Genomic DNA, 17,530 nt, shown 5'->3' on the forward strand with positions numbered 1-17,530 from the left:
TTTCAATTCAAGGGAAGTAGGTCGCCGTTACGCAGTGCCTTGCACGGCAACAGCTCCTGTGCCGGCGATTGACGGTTGAACCTGACCGGTCCACCTCGCGAGGAGGTGCTCCAAGTGGGTGGTGAAGAGGCCAACGAGATCAAGTTCGGGGTGGAGCAGCCATTGGAGCTCAATGCCGTCCATCAGTGCCACGAGTCCTCTGGCTTCGCTTTCGATCTGCTCCGGGGGCATGGAAACTTCCCCCGCATCAATCGCTTCACGGATCCGGGCGCTGAGGCTGGCCACGGTAATTTCGTATCGTTTTACGATGAAATCCCGGGCGGGGTGTTCTGGATTCGATGCCTCTGCGGCCAGAGTAAGGAAGAGCTCTATGAGGCCCCGATGGGTGAGGTGGTAGGCCATGAGAGTCGGAAGCTGGCGGATGTGGGCAAGGCCTGTGGCCGGGTTGCCGGCCGACTGGCTTTCCTCGTTCCAGTACTCCAGTACGGCCGTGAGCAAGCCCTCTTTGCTCTGAAAATGCCTGATGAGGGCCGCACTGGTGACGCCTACTTCGTCGGCTATGTTCCGCAGAGAACCTGCGTGATAGCCGTACTGGGCAAAGATACGCGCTGCCGCCCTGACGATTTGCCTGCGGCGCTCGACGCCCTTGGGGTACGCGCCTCTGGTTCCTGGCTTCGCTGCCATGCCCATCACCACCGTTCTGTTCCGCATTTCCAAGTACCTCTTGCCAAAAAGTTACCAGACGCTTATATTTTTGAAAAGTAAGCGATCGGTGATTATTTACCGAAGCTACGGAATGCGCCCCGTCACCTGAGAACGGAGTGCGCTGTCCTACCACAACGAAGTTCTAGGAAGAGAAGCGATGAGCATCAGAAGCCGAATACTCACCACGGCGGTAACAGCCGTCGTCTCAGCTTTGGCCTTTACCGGGTGCAACAGCACGCCCCAGGAATCTACTGGCAGTCAGCAGGGGCCAGATACCGCCCCGCTCTTGCGGATAGGTTCCCTGCAGGAGCCGCAGAGCTACGACCCGGCGCAGGCGAACGAGGGCCATCAGGCTCCTATCTACCAGGCCGTCTACGACACCTTGATCAAGCGTGAAGCAGACGGGGCGCTCAGCCCCATGCTGGCCACATCATGGGAGAAAAGCCAGGACGGCCTGTCCTACACCTTGAAGTTGCGTGAGGGCGTGAAGTTCGCTGACGGCGAGGTATTCGACTCCGCCGCGGTGAAGGCCAACGTTGAGCACTTCAAGAAGGCGAACGGACCGTTCGCCAGCTCAATGAAGTCAGTCATCGGCGTAGACACGCCCGACGCCGCTACTGCTGTGTTGAAGCTGACGGAACCCGATCCCGGGCTTCCATATTCCCTTTCCAACGCCCCCGGCTACATGGGCAGTCCGAAGGCGCTCGAGACGACCGAAATCAAGACCAGCCCGGTGGGTTCCGGTCCCTACGTCCTCGACGCCGCCAACACCGTGGCCGGATCCAAGATCACGCTGACCCGTAGTGCAGATTACTGGGGCGACAAGCTTCCGTACGACAAGGTTGAATTCCATGTTCTCGCCGACGAGACTGCCCGGCTGAACGCGCTGAAGTCCGGTCAGGTGGACGCTGCAGTCTTCCAGCGGGCCGCCACAGCGGCAGAAGCTGAAGGCACAGGACTGCTGCACGAACCATATGCCACCAACTGGGAAGGTATTTGGTTCTTTGACCGGGAGGGCACCAAGCTCCCGCAACTCAAAGACGTCCGTGTCCGGGAGGCGTTGTCCCTGGCCATCGACCGCGAGGCCCTGCTGCAGAGTGTCGCGCTGGGCAAGGGCGAGTTGACCAGCCAAACTTTCGGCCCCGATACGAAGGGGTATGACCAAGCCCTTGACGGCAAGTACACCTATGATCCGGACCGCGCCCGTGAACTTCTGAATGAAGCCGGCGCGGAAAACCTGGCAATCACCCTTCCGGTCAGCCCGGTTTTTGATCCCGCGATCTACGATTCCATCGAGCAGAACTGGAAGGACGTTGGGGTTACGGTCACCCGTCATCAGTGGGGGCCAGGCCAGGCGATTCCTTCCATGCTGCGTGGTGAGTTCCCAGTCGCTTACATGTCCCTGGTGCAGCGCGATGACTGGCGCCACATCCAGCTCCTCCTGGCACCGAACGCAACGTGGAACCCCTTTAAGACTGAGCGTCCGGAGATCAACGAACTGATCAAGAAGGCGCAAGCCGGGGATGAGAAGGCCATCGGCGAAGCTGCGAGGGAGATCAACAACATCGTCGTTGATGAGTACTGGTTCAGCCCCCTTTACAGGTTGGAGCAGCACTTTTACCACAACGACAAGGTTGATGTTCAGAACCAGGCTGAGCAGGCTGTCCCGTCAATCTACAACTACAAGCCCACTGGCAAGTAGTCATGTTCCGGCGGCCGGCCCGTCCGGCCGCCGGAACCCACTTTTCGATCCGAACTAGGAGTCATCGGTGACTTTCTTCCTACTGCGGCGCTTCCTGTCGGCGGCGGTCCTGCTCGTTGCGGTGTCGTTCCTGGCCTACGTGCTGCTTTTCCCCACAGCGGGGGACATCTCCCGGAACATCCTTGGTGAAAACGCCACGGAGGAACAGGTTGCTCTGAAGAACCAGGAACTCGGACTGGACCAGCCCCTCCCTATCCAGTACCTCGCCTGGTTCACCAAAGCCGTATCGGGCGACCTCGGCGTCTCCTACTTCAGCAGCCAACCGGTGTGGGACACCCTCATGATCCGGCTCCCCGTCACCCTGAGCCTGGTGATCGTGGTGACGTTGCTGACCGGAATCCTGGCGTTCGCGGCCGGCATCTATGCCGCCGTGCGGAAGGGATGGGTGGACCGGACCCTGCAAATCCTGGCCACCTTCGGAGACGCGCTGCCCTCCTTTATCGTGGCCCTCTTCCTGGTCACGTACTTCGCGATCCAGTTGAAGATGTTCCCCGCAACCGGCTACATACCGCTCACCGAGTCCCCCGCAGGCTGGGTCAGGACCATTACCCTGCCGGTCATCGCGCTCGCCATCTGCGGGGTCGCCGGCGTGGCCCAGCAGGTCCGCTCCGCAACGTTGGGGGTCTTACGCAATGACTACATCCGCACCGCGCGCAGCCGCGGCCTCTCGGAGCGCCGAATCATCCTGACCAACGTGCTGCGGAACGCCTCCACGAACGGCCTGACCAGCCTCGCCGTCCAAGTGGTCGGCATCCTCGGCGGAGCCGTCGTCATTGAAGCGGTGTTCGCGCTGCCCGGACTGGGCTCACTCGCTGTCGAAGCGACCAGCCGGACTGACCTTCCCCTCATCATCGGCGTCATACTCGCCGTCGTACTCATCGTCGTCGCCGTCAACCTGATCGTCGACATCCTCGTAGCCTGGCTCAACCCGAAAGTCCGCCTGTCATGACACTTGCGACCGAAGTACCCACCGACGTGGACCCCGTCGTCCCTCGTTCGGGCCTCCTGAGGCGATTCGTCCGCAACCCGCTCGGACTGATCTCCACCATTGTGCTCCTGGCAGTCATCGTCATCGCCGTGGCCGTACCCTATCTGGGGCTGCCGGACCCCAACGGCGTAAACCTGCGCGAAGCCATGCGCCCCCCGGGAACTGGCCATCTTCTGGGCACCGACAGCTCCGGGCGAGATACCTTCAGCCGTCTTATGTGGGGCACCCAAGTCATCCTCATCGGCGCAGCACTCGCCCTTGCCGTTGCCCTGGTCATAGGCACCGCAACAGGCCTGCTGGCCGGGTACTATGGCGGCTGGTTCGACAGCGCCGCTTCCTGGGTCAACAACCTGAACATGGCACTTCCCGGCATCGTGGTCCTGCTCGCCGTCCGAGCCGTCGTCGGACCCTCCGTCTACATCGCGATGGGTGTTTTCGGCGTCCTCCTGACGCCGGCCTTCTTCCGTGTGGTCCGCGGGGCGGTGCAGGCAGTCCGCAACGAACTCTACGTGGACGCCGCCAGAGTCTCGGGCCTCAGCGACGCCAGGATACTCGCCCGCCACATCTTCACGGTGGTCCGGGCACCGGTCATCATCCAGGCCGCCAGGGTGGCCAGCATCGCTATCGCCATCCAGGCCGGACTTGAATTCCTCGGCGTCACCGACAGCTCCGTCCCCTCCTGGGGCAATATGCTCAACGAGGGCTTCCGAAAAATAGCCTTAAATCCCGGACTTATCCTGTGGCCCAGCCTCGCAATCGGGCTGGTCTCCATGGCCCTGATCCTCTTCGGCAATGCACTCCGCGACGCCCTCGAAGACCGTGGGCACGCCACGACCCGGGCGGTCAGGCTCCCGGCCCGACCCGCCGTCGAGCTTTCCTCAACTGGGTCCGCACCAGCAGCCGCCCATCCCGACAACGCGCTCCTGTCCGTCCAGAACCTCAAAGTCGCCTACGGCACCGGGGCCGGGGAAAAGGAAGTGGTCCACGGCGTCAGCCTTCACGTCGCCCCGGGCGAAGTACTGGGTTTGGTGGGGGAGTCCGGGTCAGGCAAGACCCAAACCGCCTTCTCCATACTCGGTCTCCTTCCCGACGGCGGGCGCGTTTCGGGCGGCTCGATCCTGTTCAACAGTAAAGAACTCACCACCCTCGGAAACAAGGAACGCACCGCCCTGCGCGGCACCGAAATCGCCTACATTCCGCAGGAACCGATGAGCAACCTGGACCCCTCCTTCCGGATCGGCCACCAGCTCACCGTCCCCTTGCGGACAAAACTCGGGCTCTCCAAACAGGACGCCACCAAACGCGCCCTTGCCCTCCTCGCCCGCGTCGGGATCACCAACCCGGAAAAGACCTTGAAGTCCTACCCGCATGAAATTTCCGGCGGCATGGCCCAGCGCGTCCTGATCGCCGGGGCAGTCTCCTGCAACCCCCGCCTGCTCATCGCCGATGAGCCCACCACCGCCCTGGACGTCACCGTTCAGGCCGAAGTCCTGGACCTGCTCCGGGACCTCCAGCGCGAAACCGGTATGGCGGTGATTATGGTCACCCACAACTTCGGCGTGGTAGCCGACATCTGCGACCGCGTGGCCGTGATGCAGGCCGGGCGACTTGTGGAAGTAGGCACCGTCGACAAAATCCTTACTTCACCGTCACAGGCATACACCCAGAAACTCCTCGATTCCATGCTCGAGGACGGACCGGTCCGTCCTTACCCCTTCGACGAGGACCACCTCGCAGCCACCCTCACCTCCAAGGACTAACCCATGCCCCACACCAACCGGCTACTGGAAGTCGAGAAGCTCGCCGTGGAATACCCCGGCCATGGCCGCAAACCTCCTTTCAAAGCTCTGGAGGACATTTCCTTCGCCATCCGCCAGGGCGAGACCCTTGGCCTGGTGGGCGAATCCGGTTCGGGAAAAACCACGATTGGCAGGGCGATCCTTGGCCTGGTCAAACCCACAGGCGGACGGATCCTCTTCGACGGCAAGGACATCACCCACGCCAGCCGCCACGACCGGCGTGCCCTGAGTCGGGACATCCAGGTGGTGTTCCAGGACCCCTACACCTCCCTGAACCCATCGATGACGGTCGAAGACATACTCTGCGAACCCCTCACCATCCAAGGGATCGCCAAGAAGGATGCCCTGGACCGGGTCCGCGGGCTCCTGGACCGGGTCCACCTTCCGGCCAACTCAGGTGGCCGGCTTCCCCGTGAGTTTTCCGGCGGACAGCGGCAACGCATCGCCATCGCCCGCGCCATCGCCGTCAAGCCACGCCTCATCGTCTGCGACGAACCCGTCTCCGCCCTGGACCTCACCACCCAGGCCACCGTCCTGGACCTCTTGGTCGAGATCCAGGAAGCGACCAAAGTGGCCTACCTCTTCGTCTCCCACGACCTCAGCGTCATCCGCCACATCAGCCACAACGTCATCGTCCTGTACAAAGGACACATCGTTGAACACGGCCGCGCGGCGCAGGTCACGTCCCAACCCGTCCACCCCTATACCCAAAAACTTTTCACATCCGCTCCGGTGCCCAACCCTGCCCAGCAGAGGGAACGGCGGGAAACGCGCCGCCAGCTCGCTGGCACTGCCGGGCAGGCAGCATGAGCGTGGAGCTTGCGACCGAATGCTTCGGTCTGGTACGGCGACAGACCGCAGCTATGTCCGGCCCTTCCAGCCAGACTCCAGAATCTGCTCCTGTATCCCGCCAAGACCTCACAGCAGCTTTCCCATCCGTCTCCGTCCGGGCCAGCGTGCCGGACCCTAAAAGCAGACAGGCTTGAAGATGAACATAAACTCAAAGATCCCCTTGACCGGCAAAGACCGACGTATCGGAGTTGGATTCCTGGGTGCCGGGCCAGTAACCCAGGCGATCCACCTGCCCAGCCTTGCCCGTCTGACCGACCTGTTCCGGGTGAGCCACGTCATGGATGTCAATCAGTCAGTTGCAGAGTCGGTTGCCGCGCGGGTGGGTGCCCGTTCCTCTTCCGCCGTCGACGATTTGCTGGCGGATGATTCCGTTGAAGTTGTAGCCATTTGCAGCCCCCATAAGTTCCATGCGGAACAGGTCATTGCCGCTTGCCGTGCCGGAAAGAAGGCTGTGCTGTGCGAGAAGCCTTTTGCAGTCTCAGCTGCAGAGGCGGCGGACATATCCGAGGTTTCAGCGGAAACGGGGGTACCGGTCATCGTCGGCGCCATGCACACCTTCGACCCTGGCTGGCTCGAAGCAGAGAAAATCTGGGGAGACCTCCCCGAAACGGCGCATTACATACGATCATCAATCGTCTTGCCTCCGAACGCCCGTTTTGAGGACTTCTCAACCGAGGTAATCACCCGTCCCGTCATGCCGACGCCTGATTACAGCGACCCTTCCGTCGTCAAAGCCCGTTTTGAGGGCATGGTGCTCGGTCTTGCCATTCATGATCTGCCGCTTGTCCGCCGCTTCGTGCCCCGCTTCGATGACCTTAAAGTACTGCATGCCGCAATCGCCAAGCCTTTCGGCTACTCGATCACTCTGAGGTCCGGTGGCCGCACGATCGAATTGTTGGCCTCCATCAACAAGTCCTGGAAGCCCGATTGGACGCTCGAAGCTTACGGACCTGAGTCGGCGTTGAAGGTCACCTTCACGCCGTCATACGTGCAGGCCGGTTCCGCGGTGGCGGAATACACTGCCGAATGCCGGAAGCTGGTCGCGGGACCATTTACCTACAACGGCTATGAGGGTGAGTGGCGGCACATTGCGGACATCATCGCTGGCACCGCCAGCGCTCCCGCAGCCAAAACCCTGATCGAGGATCTGAGCTTCGCGATCAAGATAGCCGACGCCGCCGCAGCGGTTGCCACAGCCGGGATGGTCCCGGCGCTACAGCCTGAGGAGGCCCACGCATGAACGTCCCCTTCACTGTCGGAGCAGACGAAGCAGCACGCAAGTCCGGGGCCGTAGACAGCGTCGTCGCTTCGCTCCCCGTTTCCCTGGCCCACACCATTTCACAACCTGACATTGTGGCCATTGATGGAAGTGGCACCGCCTGGATGCAGAAGGCCCAGAAGGCTCTCGACGACGGTGCCCGGGCAGCAATCATAATTTCACCAACACTGGAGTCCGATCCTGCCCCTAAGTCTTCCTCCCGAATACTGTTTGATTGGGCTTTTGCGTCTAATCCCGCAGTCCAAAAGGCCGCTGAAGCAGCAGGCCGGCTGGTCTCCCCGGCGGTGCTCCTGGAATCCAGGCTCGTTGTTCCGCCAGGAGTGGACCTGAATCAGGTTTTACTGGACCAGCTAACAGCTGTGACCGAAATTGTTGGAGAAGGCGCACTGCCTGCCAACTCCCTTCGCTGTATCCATGCCGACGACCGTGGCTATCAGTTTGCCGGCAAGCTCGCTAGCGGCGCTCCCGTGACCGTCTCGGCAGTGGTCACCACCGCCGTCGGCCCGAACCTCCGGGTCCGGCTTTTGACGGTGGAGGAGAGCCTGACGGCTTCTATTCCCGGGCCTGATACGGCAGCGCCGGCTGAAGTTTATGTGACGACACCCGAGGGGGAAGTGCTCCTGCCAATGGAGTACGAGTCAGCCCACCGCTCCACCTGGCGACGCGCCACCAGGAAACTCTCGGAAGGGACGGATGCCCAGGACTTCGCCAGGCTTACCAAGGCCGCGTCGGTCGTGCACGCGTGAACATCATGCCCGGTGCGAGTCGTTGTGTGTGGGATCGGCCCTAACGAATCCAAACCCTGCGGCCGCCATCGAGTTCGATGGAAGGATACCTGCGGTGGGGTGGCTTAACTGGATGCCCGGAGGGCTTGGGCGTACTTTTCGACGCGCTCGAGTGTCCCGGCATCGTGGGGACCCCACTCCGGATGCGGAGTGCCGGGCCCGGCGTAGGGCTCGTCCCGGTAGTGGCGCTGGTACTCGGCGAGCTTCTGTTCCAGTTCGGTACGGATGTCTGCGTAAGCGGGATCGTCAGCTACGTTGCGGACCTCTGCGGGATCGTTACGGAGGTCGTACAGTTCCCACTCGGCGTCGAACTCACGCTCCGAGGCGCCGGGGACGCCGAGACCTGCGCCGTAGTAGTGGATGAGCTTGTAGTCCGTGGTGCGGATGCCGTAGTGACCGGGTGCCGCATGGATGGGGTCGTCGTGTTCCCAGTACCGGTAGTAAGCGGCATCCGGCCAATCGTCGACCTGCTCCCCACGCAGGAGCGGTCGGAAGCTGCGGCCCTGCGACGTCGGAAGCGCGTCAGTGGCACTGATGCCGCAGATGTCCAGGAACGTGGCAGCGAAATCGACGTTGGTGATGATTGCCTCACAGCGGCTGCCGGGCTGGATTTCGGCAGGCCACCTCATCAGCATGGGCATCTGCAGGGATTGATCAAACATCAGCCGCTTATCGAACCAGCCGTGGTCCCCGAGGAAGAACCCCTGGTCCGAGGTGTAGACCACCAACGTGTTCTCGGCGAGTCCGCGCTGCTCGAGGTGGTCCAGCAGGCGGCCCACGTTGTCATCGATGGACTGAACGCATTGCAGATAGTCGCGCATGTAGATCTGGTACTTCCACCGCATCCGCGCTTCCCGGTTCCCGGGCCCTCGCAGTTCCTCCGGGACCTCTGTCTTGAGGTCGTCAGCACCCATATCGTCCGCGATGGTCATATGTACGCCGCGCACGGCCTGGCTGCGGGTGGCGTAATCGTCCAGGAACGTTTCCGGCTCCGGGATCTGCCCGTCCGCGTAGAGGTGCTTGTGCTTCTCGTCGGGAATCCATGGGCGGTGCGGTGCCTTGTGATGGACAAGCATGCAGAACGGTTCCTCGCCGCTCAGGCCGTCCAGCCAGTCGATGGAGAGGTCAGTGACGATGTCTGTGGCGTATCCGGGCATGGTCGCGCTGCCGTTCTCATCGAGCATTTCCGGATCGACGTAGTCGCCCTGCCCGGGAAAGATCTTCCATGCATCAAACCCCCGAGGCAGGGCTTTTCCGTGCTCTCCGAGATGCCACTTCCCGAACAGGGCGGTCTTGTATCCGTCCGCGTGCAGCACGTCCACGAACGTGGGGACCCGATAATCCATCTCGGTCCAGATCGACGAGACGCCATTGATGTGGCTGTAGGTACCGGTGAGGATGCTCGCCCGCGACGGGCTGCAGATCGAGTTCGTGCAGTACACCGAGTCCAGGCGCATGCCGCCCTCGGCGATGCGGTCCAGATGTGGGGTCGAGTTTACGCGGCTCCCGTACGCCGAGATGGCATGCGCGGCATGGTCGTCGGACATAATGAAGATGATGTTCGTCTTCGACATTTTCTTCCTTTCTCAGTTGATCGTGATGGCGACCTCATCGCTTGGTTCAAAGCCAAGGCGCCAGGCGCGGACCCACAGTCTGGTTCCTTCTTCTGCGGTAACGGGACCGGTGTACAGGTTCCATTGGCGTCCATCATTCTGCGGAGCTCCGCTAACCTGCTCCAACGGGCTGCCAGCTTTCATCCCGTCGCCGGGCGGGTCGAACGTCCACCCGATTGATGCCCCTGCCGTGGAGCATTTGGCTTCTAAGCCCCCCGAGGTCAGCGATACATCGGGGACGTCCGTGGGGCGGAGCCTTCCCCCGGGCCTCCATTGTTCGATCAATTTACGTTCAGGCACCAGCCCCAGGTCTCCATAACGGTCCTGCCAGTCCGCGAGTGCAGACCGAAGCTGTTGCATTGCGGCACCGTGGGCAGGGTCCTCAGCCAGGTTGACCGTCTCATGCGGATCCGCAATGAGGTCGTACAACTCTTCCTGAGGTCGTCCAGCCGCCACGACGCTGCGTTGGAGTTCCGTTAGCCGGTTTGGCAGCGTGCCGCTGCCCAGCTGGTTGGCCTCCTCGGCGGCCAACTCCCGGAATTCGGCCCACGTTTCCAGGTGATCCGGGTACTGGGTGTGCTGCATTCCTGAACGGTCCGGGTGGTAGTGCCGGATATATCGGTGGCGGGCGTCCCTGACGGTCCGGGACATGTCCTCGGCCTCGTCCATGCGGTCCCTGCTGCCAAATACAAAGTCGTTCTGCTGCCCGGAGAATTCCCCGTTGCCGTTAAAGAGGGGAATGCCATGCATATGCGCAGGGATGGGAAGGCCGCAAGCCTTGAGCATGGTGGGGGCGAGGTCCATTGTGTGGACGAGCTCCGTCCGGACTGTCTCCGGAGGAATCGCGCCGGGCCACCGGACGATTAGCGGTTCCCGTAGCCCGGCTTCGTTCGGCCATCGTTTGGCCCGGGGCATGCCGCGGCCGTGATCGCTCCAGAACACCACGATGGTGGATTCGGCCAGGCCGTCCTCTTCCAGCTGGGCCAAAATGTCCCCAACCCAGTGGTCCATCTCAGTGATGAGGTCGCTGTACCTTGCCCATGCGCGCCTGAACACAGGAGTGTCCGGGTAGTAAGGCGGCAACGGTGCTTCATTGGGGTTATGCCTGGCTCCCGATCCCACGTTTCGGGTGGTCTCCGCGAAGGCCTCCTCATCCAGGTAGATCCGTGACTCGTGGGTGACCATGCCGTGGAAGGCGGCAAAGAACGGGGTCTCTGGATCGGGACGGTTGCGCCAGTGTGCGGTGCTGCTGCAGTCATCGAACGTCGTGGGAGGTGTGACCACCTGGAAGTCCGTGAAGCTGTTGTTGGTGCAGTAGTACCCGGCTTGTCTGAAGTACTCGGGCAGAAGCCGGACCTCCGGCGGCGGCACCGCTTTGGTGCGCATGTGCATTGTGCCGATGGCCGTAGGAAAGCAACCGGTCATGATCGCAGAACGAGCCGGGGCACAGACAGGAGCGGACGCAAAAGCGTTGTCAAACCGGGCACCCTCAGCGGCGAGCCGGTCGAGGTTCGGTGTCGTGGCGTATTCTGCTCCTGGCCAAACCCCCCGATAGCACCCCAGGTCTGGATTTATGTCATGTGTGGAGATCCAGACGATGTTCGGTGATTTCAATAAAAGCTCTTTGTCTGCCTTCATGGCACCGGGCACTTCATCCCTCGGCGACGGCCGGAACAGTCGGGCTCGTGCGGACATAGCTGTTCCAGAAAGCATCCAGCGTCCCAGCCAGGTCCACGGCAGGGTTGATGGCCCATTCCGCCTGCAGCCCGTCGGAGAGCGCCAAAAGCATACGGGAGATCACCTTAGGGTCAGCGTCGGGGCTGAACGTCCCGGCCTTTTGGCGCTTTTCGATGTCCCGGGTTATCCGGGCGTGGACCACCAGATCCCGGTCACGGAAATAGTCATGGCAGGGATGCTCAGGGTTAACGGCCGCTGCCTGGAGGCTGACGTACAGCTGCACGAGGCCAGGGACCTCCATGTTGTGATGTGCAAGCTGGATAATCAGCGGAAGTTGAGTGATGTCGGCTGGGCTGAAATGCTGCCTGTCCACTTCGTCACGTTTTCTAAGCACCTCGGCCAGGAGGTTCTCCTTGGTGTCGAAGTGGTGGAGCAGCCCGGCCTGGGTCATGCCCGCCTGATCTGCGATGTCGCGAAGCGAAGTGGCGGTGTAACCCTTTTTGCTGATGACTTCCAGAGCTGTTTCAAGGATTAATTCCCGTGCGGCCCTGCCTTTCGCGTAGGTTCCTCGCCTCCGCGGCGGCACTTCGGTGTTTGCGGCCATTTAAAGCTCCAATCCGAACCCGCACTCGTACAGCGGGTCCTTTGTGTCTCCGGGAACGTCAGGTCGGGAGGCTATCACGGCTGCCTCCGAGCGGGGGAGCTGGAACGGCAGGCGGCCTTCGGGCGGGACAATTCCGGTGAGTGCCTGAAGGACGGCGATGTCGGATGCGCCGTAGACGGCGGCGATGGCGGCACAGTGCGGTTCCAGCGGGGTCAAAACTGCGGGGCGGTCCAGATGAGGAACCAGAATGACCGGGAGCACCGCAGCCAGCTGCTGGACTCTGTTAGTGGTCTCGCTGTCGAATTCCAGGCTTCCTGCGTGGAAGCTGGCTTCCAGCATGTAGGTGTCGCGGAATTCAAAGGGTGCCGCTACCCGAACAATTGCCACATCAGCGTCGGCGGGATCGGCGGCTGGGATGAGACCGGCTTCGGTAAGTACGTCCGGGCTTAGCCCGTCAGAAAATACGCGGAGACCTGACGCCAGCGGCAAGAGCGCCGAGCCGTCGCTTATTTCGTTCTTCAGGACGGTCACGGAGCGGGCCTGGGCCCGCTGGCCCGCCGCCACATATTCGGGCAGGCCGGTCCGTTCTTCAGCTTGGATTTCGTCGATGTACGGGTTGTCGAACAAACCCAGTTCGAACTTCACCTTCAACAGCCGGCGGACCGAAGTGTCGATCCGCGCTTCGCTCAGCCGGCCGTCGCGGACCAGCGCTACCACGAGTTCGGGGGATTCTTCACCGCCGAACTGGTCGCAGCCGGCTTCGATGATCTTCAGGACGCGTTCCGTTTCGGAGAGGTGTTCAACGCCCCAGGCGCGCGGCGGGAGTTGGCGTCCAAAGAGACGGGATTCGGTGACCAAGCCCCAGTCGGTGCACACGACGCCGTCGTAGCCCAGTTTTTCCCGCAGGAGTCCGGTGATGATCTGCCGGTTGTACCCGAAACCGACTTCTTCAACAGGTTCGCCGTCCAGCTCCAGGCCTATGGGCATGCCGTAGTAGGGCATGATGGCCGTGACGCCGTGGGCGATGATGCGCTTAAAGGGCTCAAGGTGATGCTCGAACATGCCGCCGGGGTAGACCTGTTCGCGTCCATAGGGGAAGTGTGGGTCTTCGCCGTCCCGTTGCGGGCCGCCGCCGGGGAAGTGTTTGGCCATGCAGGCGACGCTGCCGGCGCCCAAAGGCTGGTCTTCGAATCCCTCCAGGTAGGCCAGGGCGAGGCGGGCGACAAGGTCCTTGTCCTGGCCGAAGGTGCTGTATTGGCGTGCCCACCGGGGTTCGGTGGCGAGGTCGAGGGTGGGGTGGAGGGCGGCACGGATACCGATCGCGGTGTATTCGGCTCTGGCGATGGCTGCGAATTCGCGGACCAGCTGTTCGTCCCTCACGGCGGCGAGGCCGAGTGGCTCGGGCCACGCGGAGAAGTACGCGGCGGTGAAGGATGCGCCCCAGTTTTCGATGAAGGAGTGACGGGGGTCGGTGGACAGTGTCACCGGGATCCCGTGCGGGCTGGAGCTGGTGGCCATGCGCTGCAGTTCGTTCACCCAACGGGCTGCGAGTTTTGGCTCGGGCACGAAGTGGAGATTGAGGTGATTGATGTACTTGTCGGCGACGACTTGCTGAACAGTGGCCTGGCTTGGCCGGGGGGTCTCGTATCCGAGCTTTCCGTTCTCGGCGGCGCTGACCACTGTTTGGAACATCAGTCCCACTTTTTCCTCGAGGGAAAGTCTGCCCAGGAGATCCTCCACCCGCTCGGCTACGGGCAGTCCGGGATTCTCGTACGGGTCCATAACACCGTTCCCGTTGAGGTCCCGAAAGACAGTACCCTCCGGAGTGCGCTGGAATTCGGGCTCAAGATCCACACTCATGCTGCCTGCTCCGCGGTTGCGGTGACCAGCTGGCGGCGTGCTTCGCGGCGTTCGCGTTGCTGGGCGGGGTGGGGAACTGGAGCGGACATGAACAGCCTTTGCGTGTAGGGGTGGACGGGTTGGGAGGTGACCTGCGCCGCGCGGCCGTGTTCAACGATGTGTCCTTTGTACAGGACGATGACGTTGTGGCTGATGTGGCGGATGACGCTGAGGTCGTGGGAGACGAAGAGGTAGGCCACTTTGGTCGCTTCCTGGATTTCGACCAAGAGGTCCAGGACGGTGGCCTGGGTGGTGAGGTCCAGGGCGGAGACGGGTTCATCGCAGACGATGAGGCGTGGCTTGACGGCGATGGCGCGGGCGATGGCGATGCGTTGCCGCTGTCCGCCGGAAAACTCACGGGGGAGCCGGCCGCCGGAGTTTGCGGGCAGGTGGACCCGGTCCAGGAGCCCGCGGACGCGTTCGAGGGCGTCTTTTTTGCTGGTGCCCTGGATGGTGAGCGGCTCGGAGAGGATGTCTTCCACTGTCATCGACGGATTCAGGGACGTGTAAGGGTCCTGGAACACCACCTGGATGTCACGGCTGAGGGCACGCCGTTCCCGGCGGCCGGCGTGGGTGATGTCTTTGCCGTCGAACAGGATGCGCCCTGCGGAGGGTTTGACCAGGCCAAGGATCGCCCTGCCGATGGTGGTTTTGCCGGAGCCGGATTCCCCGACGAGGCCCAGGGTTTCGCCCTGGCGGATGGCGAAGGAAATGTCCTCCAGAGCTTTGAAAGGAGGTTTGCGGCCGTGGCCGGGGTATTCCACGGCGAGCTTCTCGACTTCCAGTAGCCGGTTCGGGTTCGTCATGGGTTACTCCTTGGCGTGATGGGCGACGGAAGGTCGTCGTCGAAGGGGTAGGGGCGGGCGGGGGCGTCCTCGAGCATGGAGTCCAGGAGTTTCTGGGTGTAGGCCTGTGACGGTGAGGTGAGGATTTTCTCCACGGTGTCCACTTCCACGAGGCGCCCGGCCTGCATCACGGCCACGCGGTCGCAGATGTCGGCTACGACGCCGAAGTTGTGGGTGACCATAATCACCGCCATCCCGGTTTCGCGCTGGAGGTCCCGGAGCAGGTCCAGGACTTCGGCCTGAACGGTGACGTCCAGGGCTGTGGTGGGCTCATCAGCGATGAGCAGGCGGGGGTTGCAGGAGACGGCGCCGGCAATGAGGACGCGCTGGGCCATGCCGCCGGATATTTCGTGGGGGTAGGATTTGAAGGTTTTTTCCGGGTCGGTGATGCCGACCCTGGCCAGCAGTTCAAGGGCACGTTTGGTGGCGTCCTGTTTGGAGAGCCCGAGTTTTGTCCGCAAGGGGACGGTGAGCTGGTATCCGATACGGAAGGAGGGGTCCAGGTTGCTCATGGGCTCCTGGGGGATGTAGGCGATGTCGGTGCCGCGCAGGGCGGTGCGTTCCTTGTTTCCGAGGGTGGTGAGTTCTTTGCCGTCGAAGAGAATGGAACCTTCCGAGACGCGTCCGCCTTCGGGCAGGAGGCCGAGGATCGCGAATGCTGTCTGGGTCTTGCCTGATCCGGATTCGCCGACCAGACCCAGTACTTCGCCGGGTGCGACGTGGAGGGTGACTCCGTGGACCACTTCCTTTTCGCCGCCGGTGCCGTAGGCGACTTTGAGGTTCTGGACGGAGAGGAGCGCGTTTTCCGGGTGAGCAGGTGCGGGTGCCGCCGTGGCGGCGGTTGCTGCAGTGCTTTTGGCCGGGAGCCGGACGGCGCGGGTCATGCCGTGGCTGCGGTCTTCCAGGGCGTCGCGCAGGGCGTTGCCGAAAAGAATGAGTGCCATGGAGACCAAGCCGATGGCGAGGCTGGGCCAGAGGATCAGTCCCGGGCTGAGGGCGATCCTGCGGAAGCCTTCATTGAGCATGTTGCCCCAGGACGGAACAGCGGGGTCCGTGACGCCGAGGAACTCCAGTCCTGCCTGGATGGCGATGGCGATGCTGGCCACACGGGCGGCCTGGATGATGACCGGTGCCCTCACCACGGTGAGGATGTGGCGGGCGATGATCCTGGCATCACTCAGGCCGGAGACGCGGGCGGCGTCAACGTACAGCTCATTACGGACCGCCTGCACCGCTCCGCGGACCACCCGGTAGAACGCGGGCGCCAGGAGAACGCCGAAGACAGCCATGGCAATGTAGACGGAAGGTCCAACGACGGCGCGTACTGCGAGCAGGACCACGATGCCGGGAAGTGCCATGTTCAGGTTGTTGACCCAGGACGCGGCGCTGTCGAACCAGCCGCCGTAGTAGCCTGCCAGCAGTCCCGTTGTGACGCCGGTGACCATTGCCACGGCCAGGGCAATACCCGCACCGATAAGGATGACCTGACTGCCCCACATGATGCGGCTGAAGATGTCCCGGCCCGAGGCGTCGGTGCCCAGTGGGTGTGCGGGCCCCGGGGGGAGCGCGGATTCGCGAAGGTTTACGCCGTTGGGGTCAGGCAGCCCGAGGAATGGCACCACGATGGCGATGGTGATGACGGCCAGGAGCAACAGGGCGGAGAGCAGTCCGAGGGGGTTGCGGACAAAGCGCCGAATCAGGCCAGAGCGGGCGACGACGGGTTCGACGTCGGTGGGGACTTCTGTCGCAAGAGTCATGACAGGCGCACTTTCGGGTTGAGCCAGGCGACGAGGACGTCGACGACCAGATTGACGATGACGACGATGAGCACGACGGCGAGGATCACTCCGACGATGAGGGGCAAGTCAGTGCGGCTGGTTGCCTCGACGGCGAGCGAGCCAAGTCCGGGGAGCGCAAAAACTGCTTCAATGACGACCGCGCCGCCGAGGATTCCCACTACCTGCACTGCCAGGCTGGTGAGGCCGTTCGTGGAGGCATTGCGCAGGACGGACGTCAGGATGATCCGGCGCTCCGACAGCCCACGGCTGCGAACGGTCCGGATATAGTCGTTCCGAAGCACCCCCAGGGTAGCGGAACGGACCTGCTGAGCCACGCCTGCCACACCCCCGATCGCGAGGGCGATCACGGGCAGGGTGATGGTTCTTGCCCAGCCCGCTGGTGACTCAGTCAGTGGTATGTAGCCCGTTGCCGGGAAGATTTTCTGCTGGATGGCGAAGTAGGTGACCAGGAACAGCGCCACGATGAACGAGGGAAGGGCATCCCCCAGGGTGGCAAGGATCTGCAGGGTGCGGTCAACCCAGCCTTTGCGCACCGCGGCCCAGATGCCGGCCGCGAACGCCAGGATTCCGGTCAGCAGGGTAACCACGACCACCAGGCTCAGGGTAACCGGGAGCCGGATCATGAGCGTGTCCCACACTGGCTGGCTGCTGAAGTAGGAAATCCCAAGGTTTCCGGAAATAGCCTTGGTGAACCAGGCGAAATATTGGACCAGGAGGGGCTGGTCAAGGCCGAGCTCCTGGTTCTTCAGAGCAACCTGTTCCTCCGTGGCGTTCTCGCCCAGGATGTTCCGGGAAATATCCCCTGCGGTGGGGTAAAGAAGCACATAGGCCAGGAAAGACACGGCCACGAGCAGGACGACGGCGGAGAGCAGACGCCGCAGCAGAAAAATAGTCACGAGGGACTCCTATGTCCGGTAGTCACC

At 62.5% G+C, this 17,530-nt stretch carries 14 protein-coding genes; 6 read left to right on the forward strand and 8 right to left on the reverse strand.

What is annotated here, in order from left to right; genetic code table 11:
- Positions 1–27: 27 nt before the first annotated feature.
- Positions 28–711: a TetR/AcrR family transcriptional regulator gene (locus tag F8G81_RS11300; RefSeq protein WP_267279060.1), complete on the reverse strand. Its 684-nt coding sequence runs from the start codon at positions 709–711 to the stop codon at positions 28–30.
- 151 nt (positions 712–862) lie between these two features.
- Between F8G81_RS11300 and F8G81_RS11305 the strand changes: the two genes are divergently transcribed.
- The 6 genes from F8G81_RS11305 to F8G81_RS11330 all read left to right on the forward strand — a co-directional run bounded on the left by F8G81_RS11305 (position 863) and on the right by F8G81_RS11330 (position 8,131).
- Positions 863–2,407 (forward strand): ABC transporter substrate-binding protein, encoded by a 1,545-nt coding sequence (locus F8G81_RS11305; RefSeq protein ID WP_267279061.1) that lies wholly within the window; start codon positions 863–865, stop codon positions 2,405–2,407.
- A gap of 67 nt (positions 2,408–2,474) precedes the next feature.
- Complete coding sequence (locus F8G81_RS11310) at positions 2,475–3,416, forward strand: ABC transporter permease (protein WP_267279062.1); 942 nt, start codon at positions 2,475–2,477, stop codon at positions 3,414–3,416.
- Complete coding sequence (locus F8G81_RS11315; RefSeq protein ID WP_267279063.1) at positions 3,413–5,215, forward strand: dipeptide/oligopeptide/nickel ABC transporter permease/ATP-binding protein; 1,803 nt, start codon at positions 3,413–3,415, stop codon at positions 5,213–5,215. The genes F8G81_RS11310 and F8G81_RS11315 overlap by 4 nt, the downstream gene beginning before the upstream one ends.
- 3 nt (positions 5,216–5,218) lie before the next feature.
- The gene (locus tag F8G81_RS11320; protein WP_267279064.1) at positions 5,219–6,064 is read left to right on the forward strand and encodes an ATP-binding cassette domain-containing protein; all 846 of its coding nucleotides are present in this window, start codon (positions 5,219–5,221) and stop codon (positions 6,062–6,064) included.
- A gap of 178 nt (positions 6,065–6,242) precedes the next feature.
- Positions 6,243–7,346, forward strand: coding sequence for a Gfo/Idh/MocA family protein (locus F8G81_RS11325; RefSeq protein WP_267279065.1), 1,104 nt, complete (start codon positions 6,243–6,245; stop codon positions 7,344–7,346).
- On the forward strand, positions 7,343–8,131 hold the full coding sequence (locus tag F8G81_RS11330) for a hypothetical protein (RefSeq protein WP_267279066.1): 789 nt from the start codon (positions 7,343–7,345) through the stop codon (positions 8,129–8,131). The genes F8G81_RS11325 and F8G81_RS11330 overlap by 4 nt, the downstream gene beginning before the upstream one ends.
- Positions 8,132–8,235: 104 nt before the next feature.
- Here F8G81_RS11330 and F8G81_RS11335 read toward each other — a convergent pair whose 3' ends face one another.
- The 7 genes from F8G81_RS11335 to F8G81_RS11365 are packed head-to-tail and all read right to left on the reverse strand — an operon-like array spanning position 8,236 to position 17,503.
- A complete protein-coding gene (locus tag F8G81_RS11335; RefSeq protein WP_267279067.1) occupies positions 8,236–9,744 on the reverse strand; it encodes a sulfatase in 1,509 nt (502 codons plus the stop codon).
- Positions 9,745–9,756: 12 nt separating this feature from the next.
- Positions 9,757–11,421, reverse strand: a complete 1,665-nt coding sequence (locus F8G81_RS11340) for a sulfatase (RefSeq protein WP_267279068.1) — start codon at positions 11,419–11,421, stop codon at positions 9,757–9,759.
- A gap of 13 nt (positions 11,422–11,434) precedes the next feature.
- Complete coding sequence (locus F8G81_RS11345; RefSeq protein WP_267279069.1) at positions 11,435–12,064, reverse strand: TetR/AcrR family transcriptional regulator; 630 nt, start codon at positions 12,062–12,064, stop codon at positions 11,435–11,437.
- Entirely contained in the window at positions 12,065–13,924 is a 1,860-nt protein-coding gene (locus F8G81_RS11350) for a glycoside hydrolase family 3 protein (protein WP_267279070.1), read from the reverse strand.
- Positions 13,921–14,769: an ATP-binding cassette domain-containing protein gene (locus F8G81_RS11355; protein ID WP_267279071.1), complete on the reverse strand. Its 849-nt coding sequence runs from the start codon at positions 14,767–14,769 to the stop codon at positions 13,921–13,923. Before F8G81_RS11355 ends, F8G81_RS11350 begins: the two co-directional genes overlap by 4 nt.
- Positions 14,766–16,565 carry a dipeptide/oligopeptide/nickel ABC transporter permease/ATP-binding protein gene (locus F8G81_RS11360; RefSeq protein WP_267279072.1) on the reverse strand — a complete coding sequence of 600 codons (1,800 nt, stop codon included), beginning with the start codon at positions 16,563–16,565 and terminating at the stop codon, positions 14,766–14,768. The genes F8G81_RS11355 and F8G81_RS11360 overlap by 4 nt, the downstream gene beginning before the upstream one ends.
- Positions 16,562–17,503 (reverse strand): ABC transporter permease, encoded by a 942-nt coding sequence (locus F8G81_RS11365; protein WP_267279073.1) that lies wholly within the window; start codon positions 17,501–17,503, stop codon positions 16,562–16,564. Before F8G81_RS11365 ends, F8G81_RS11360 begins: the two co-directional genes overlap by 4 nt.
- Between the last annotated feature and the right edge of the window lie 27 nt (positions 17,504–17,530).

The sequence above is a fragment of the Arthrobacter sp. CDRTa11 genome (assembly GCF_026427775.1).
Classification (GTDB): domain Bacteria; phylum Actinomycetota; class Actinomycetes; order Actinomycetales; family Micrococcaceae; genus Arthrobacter.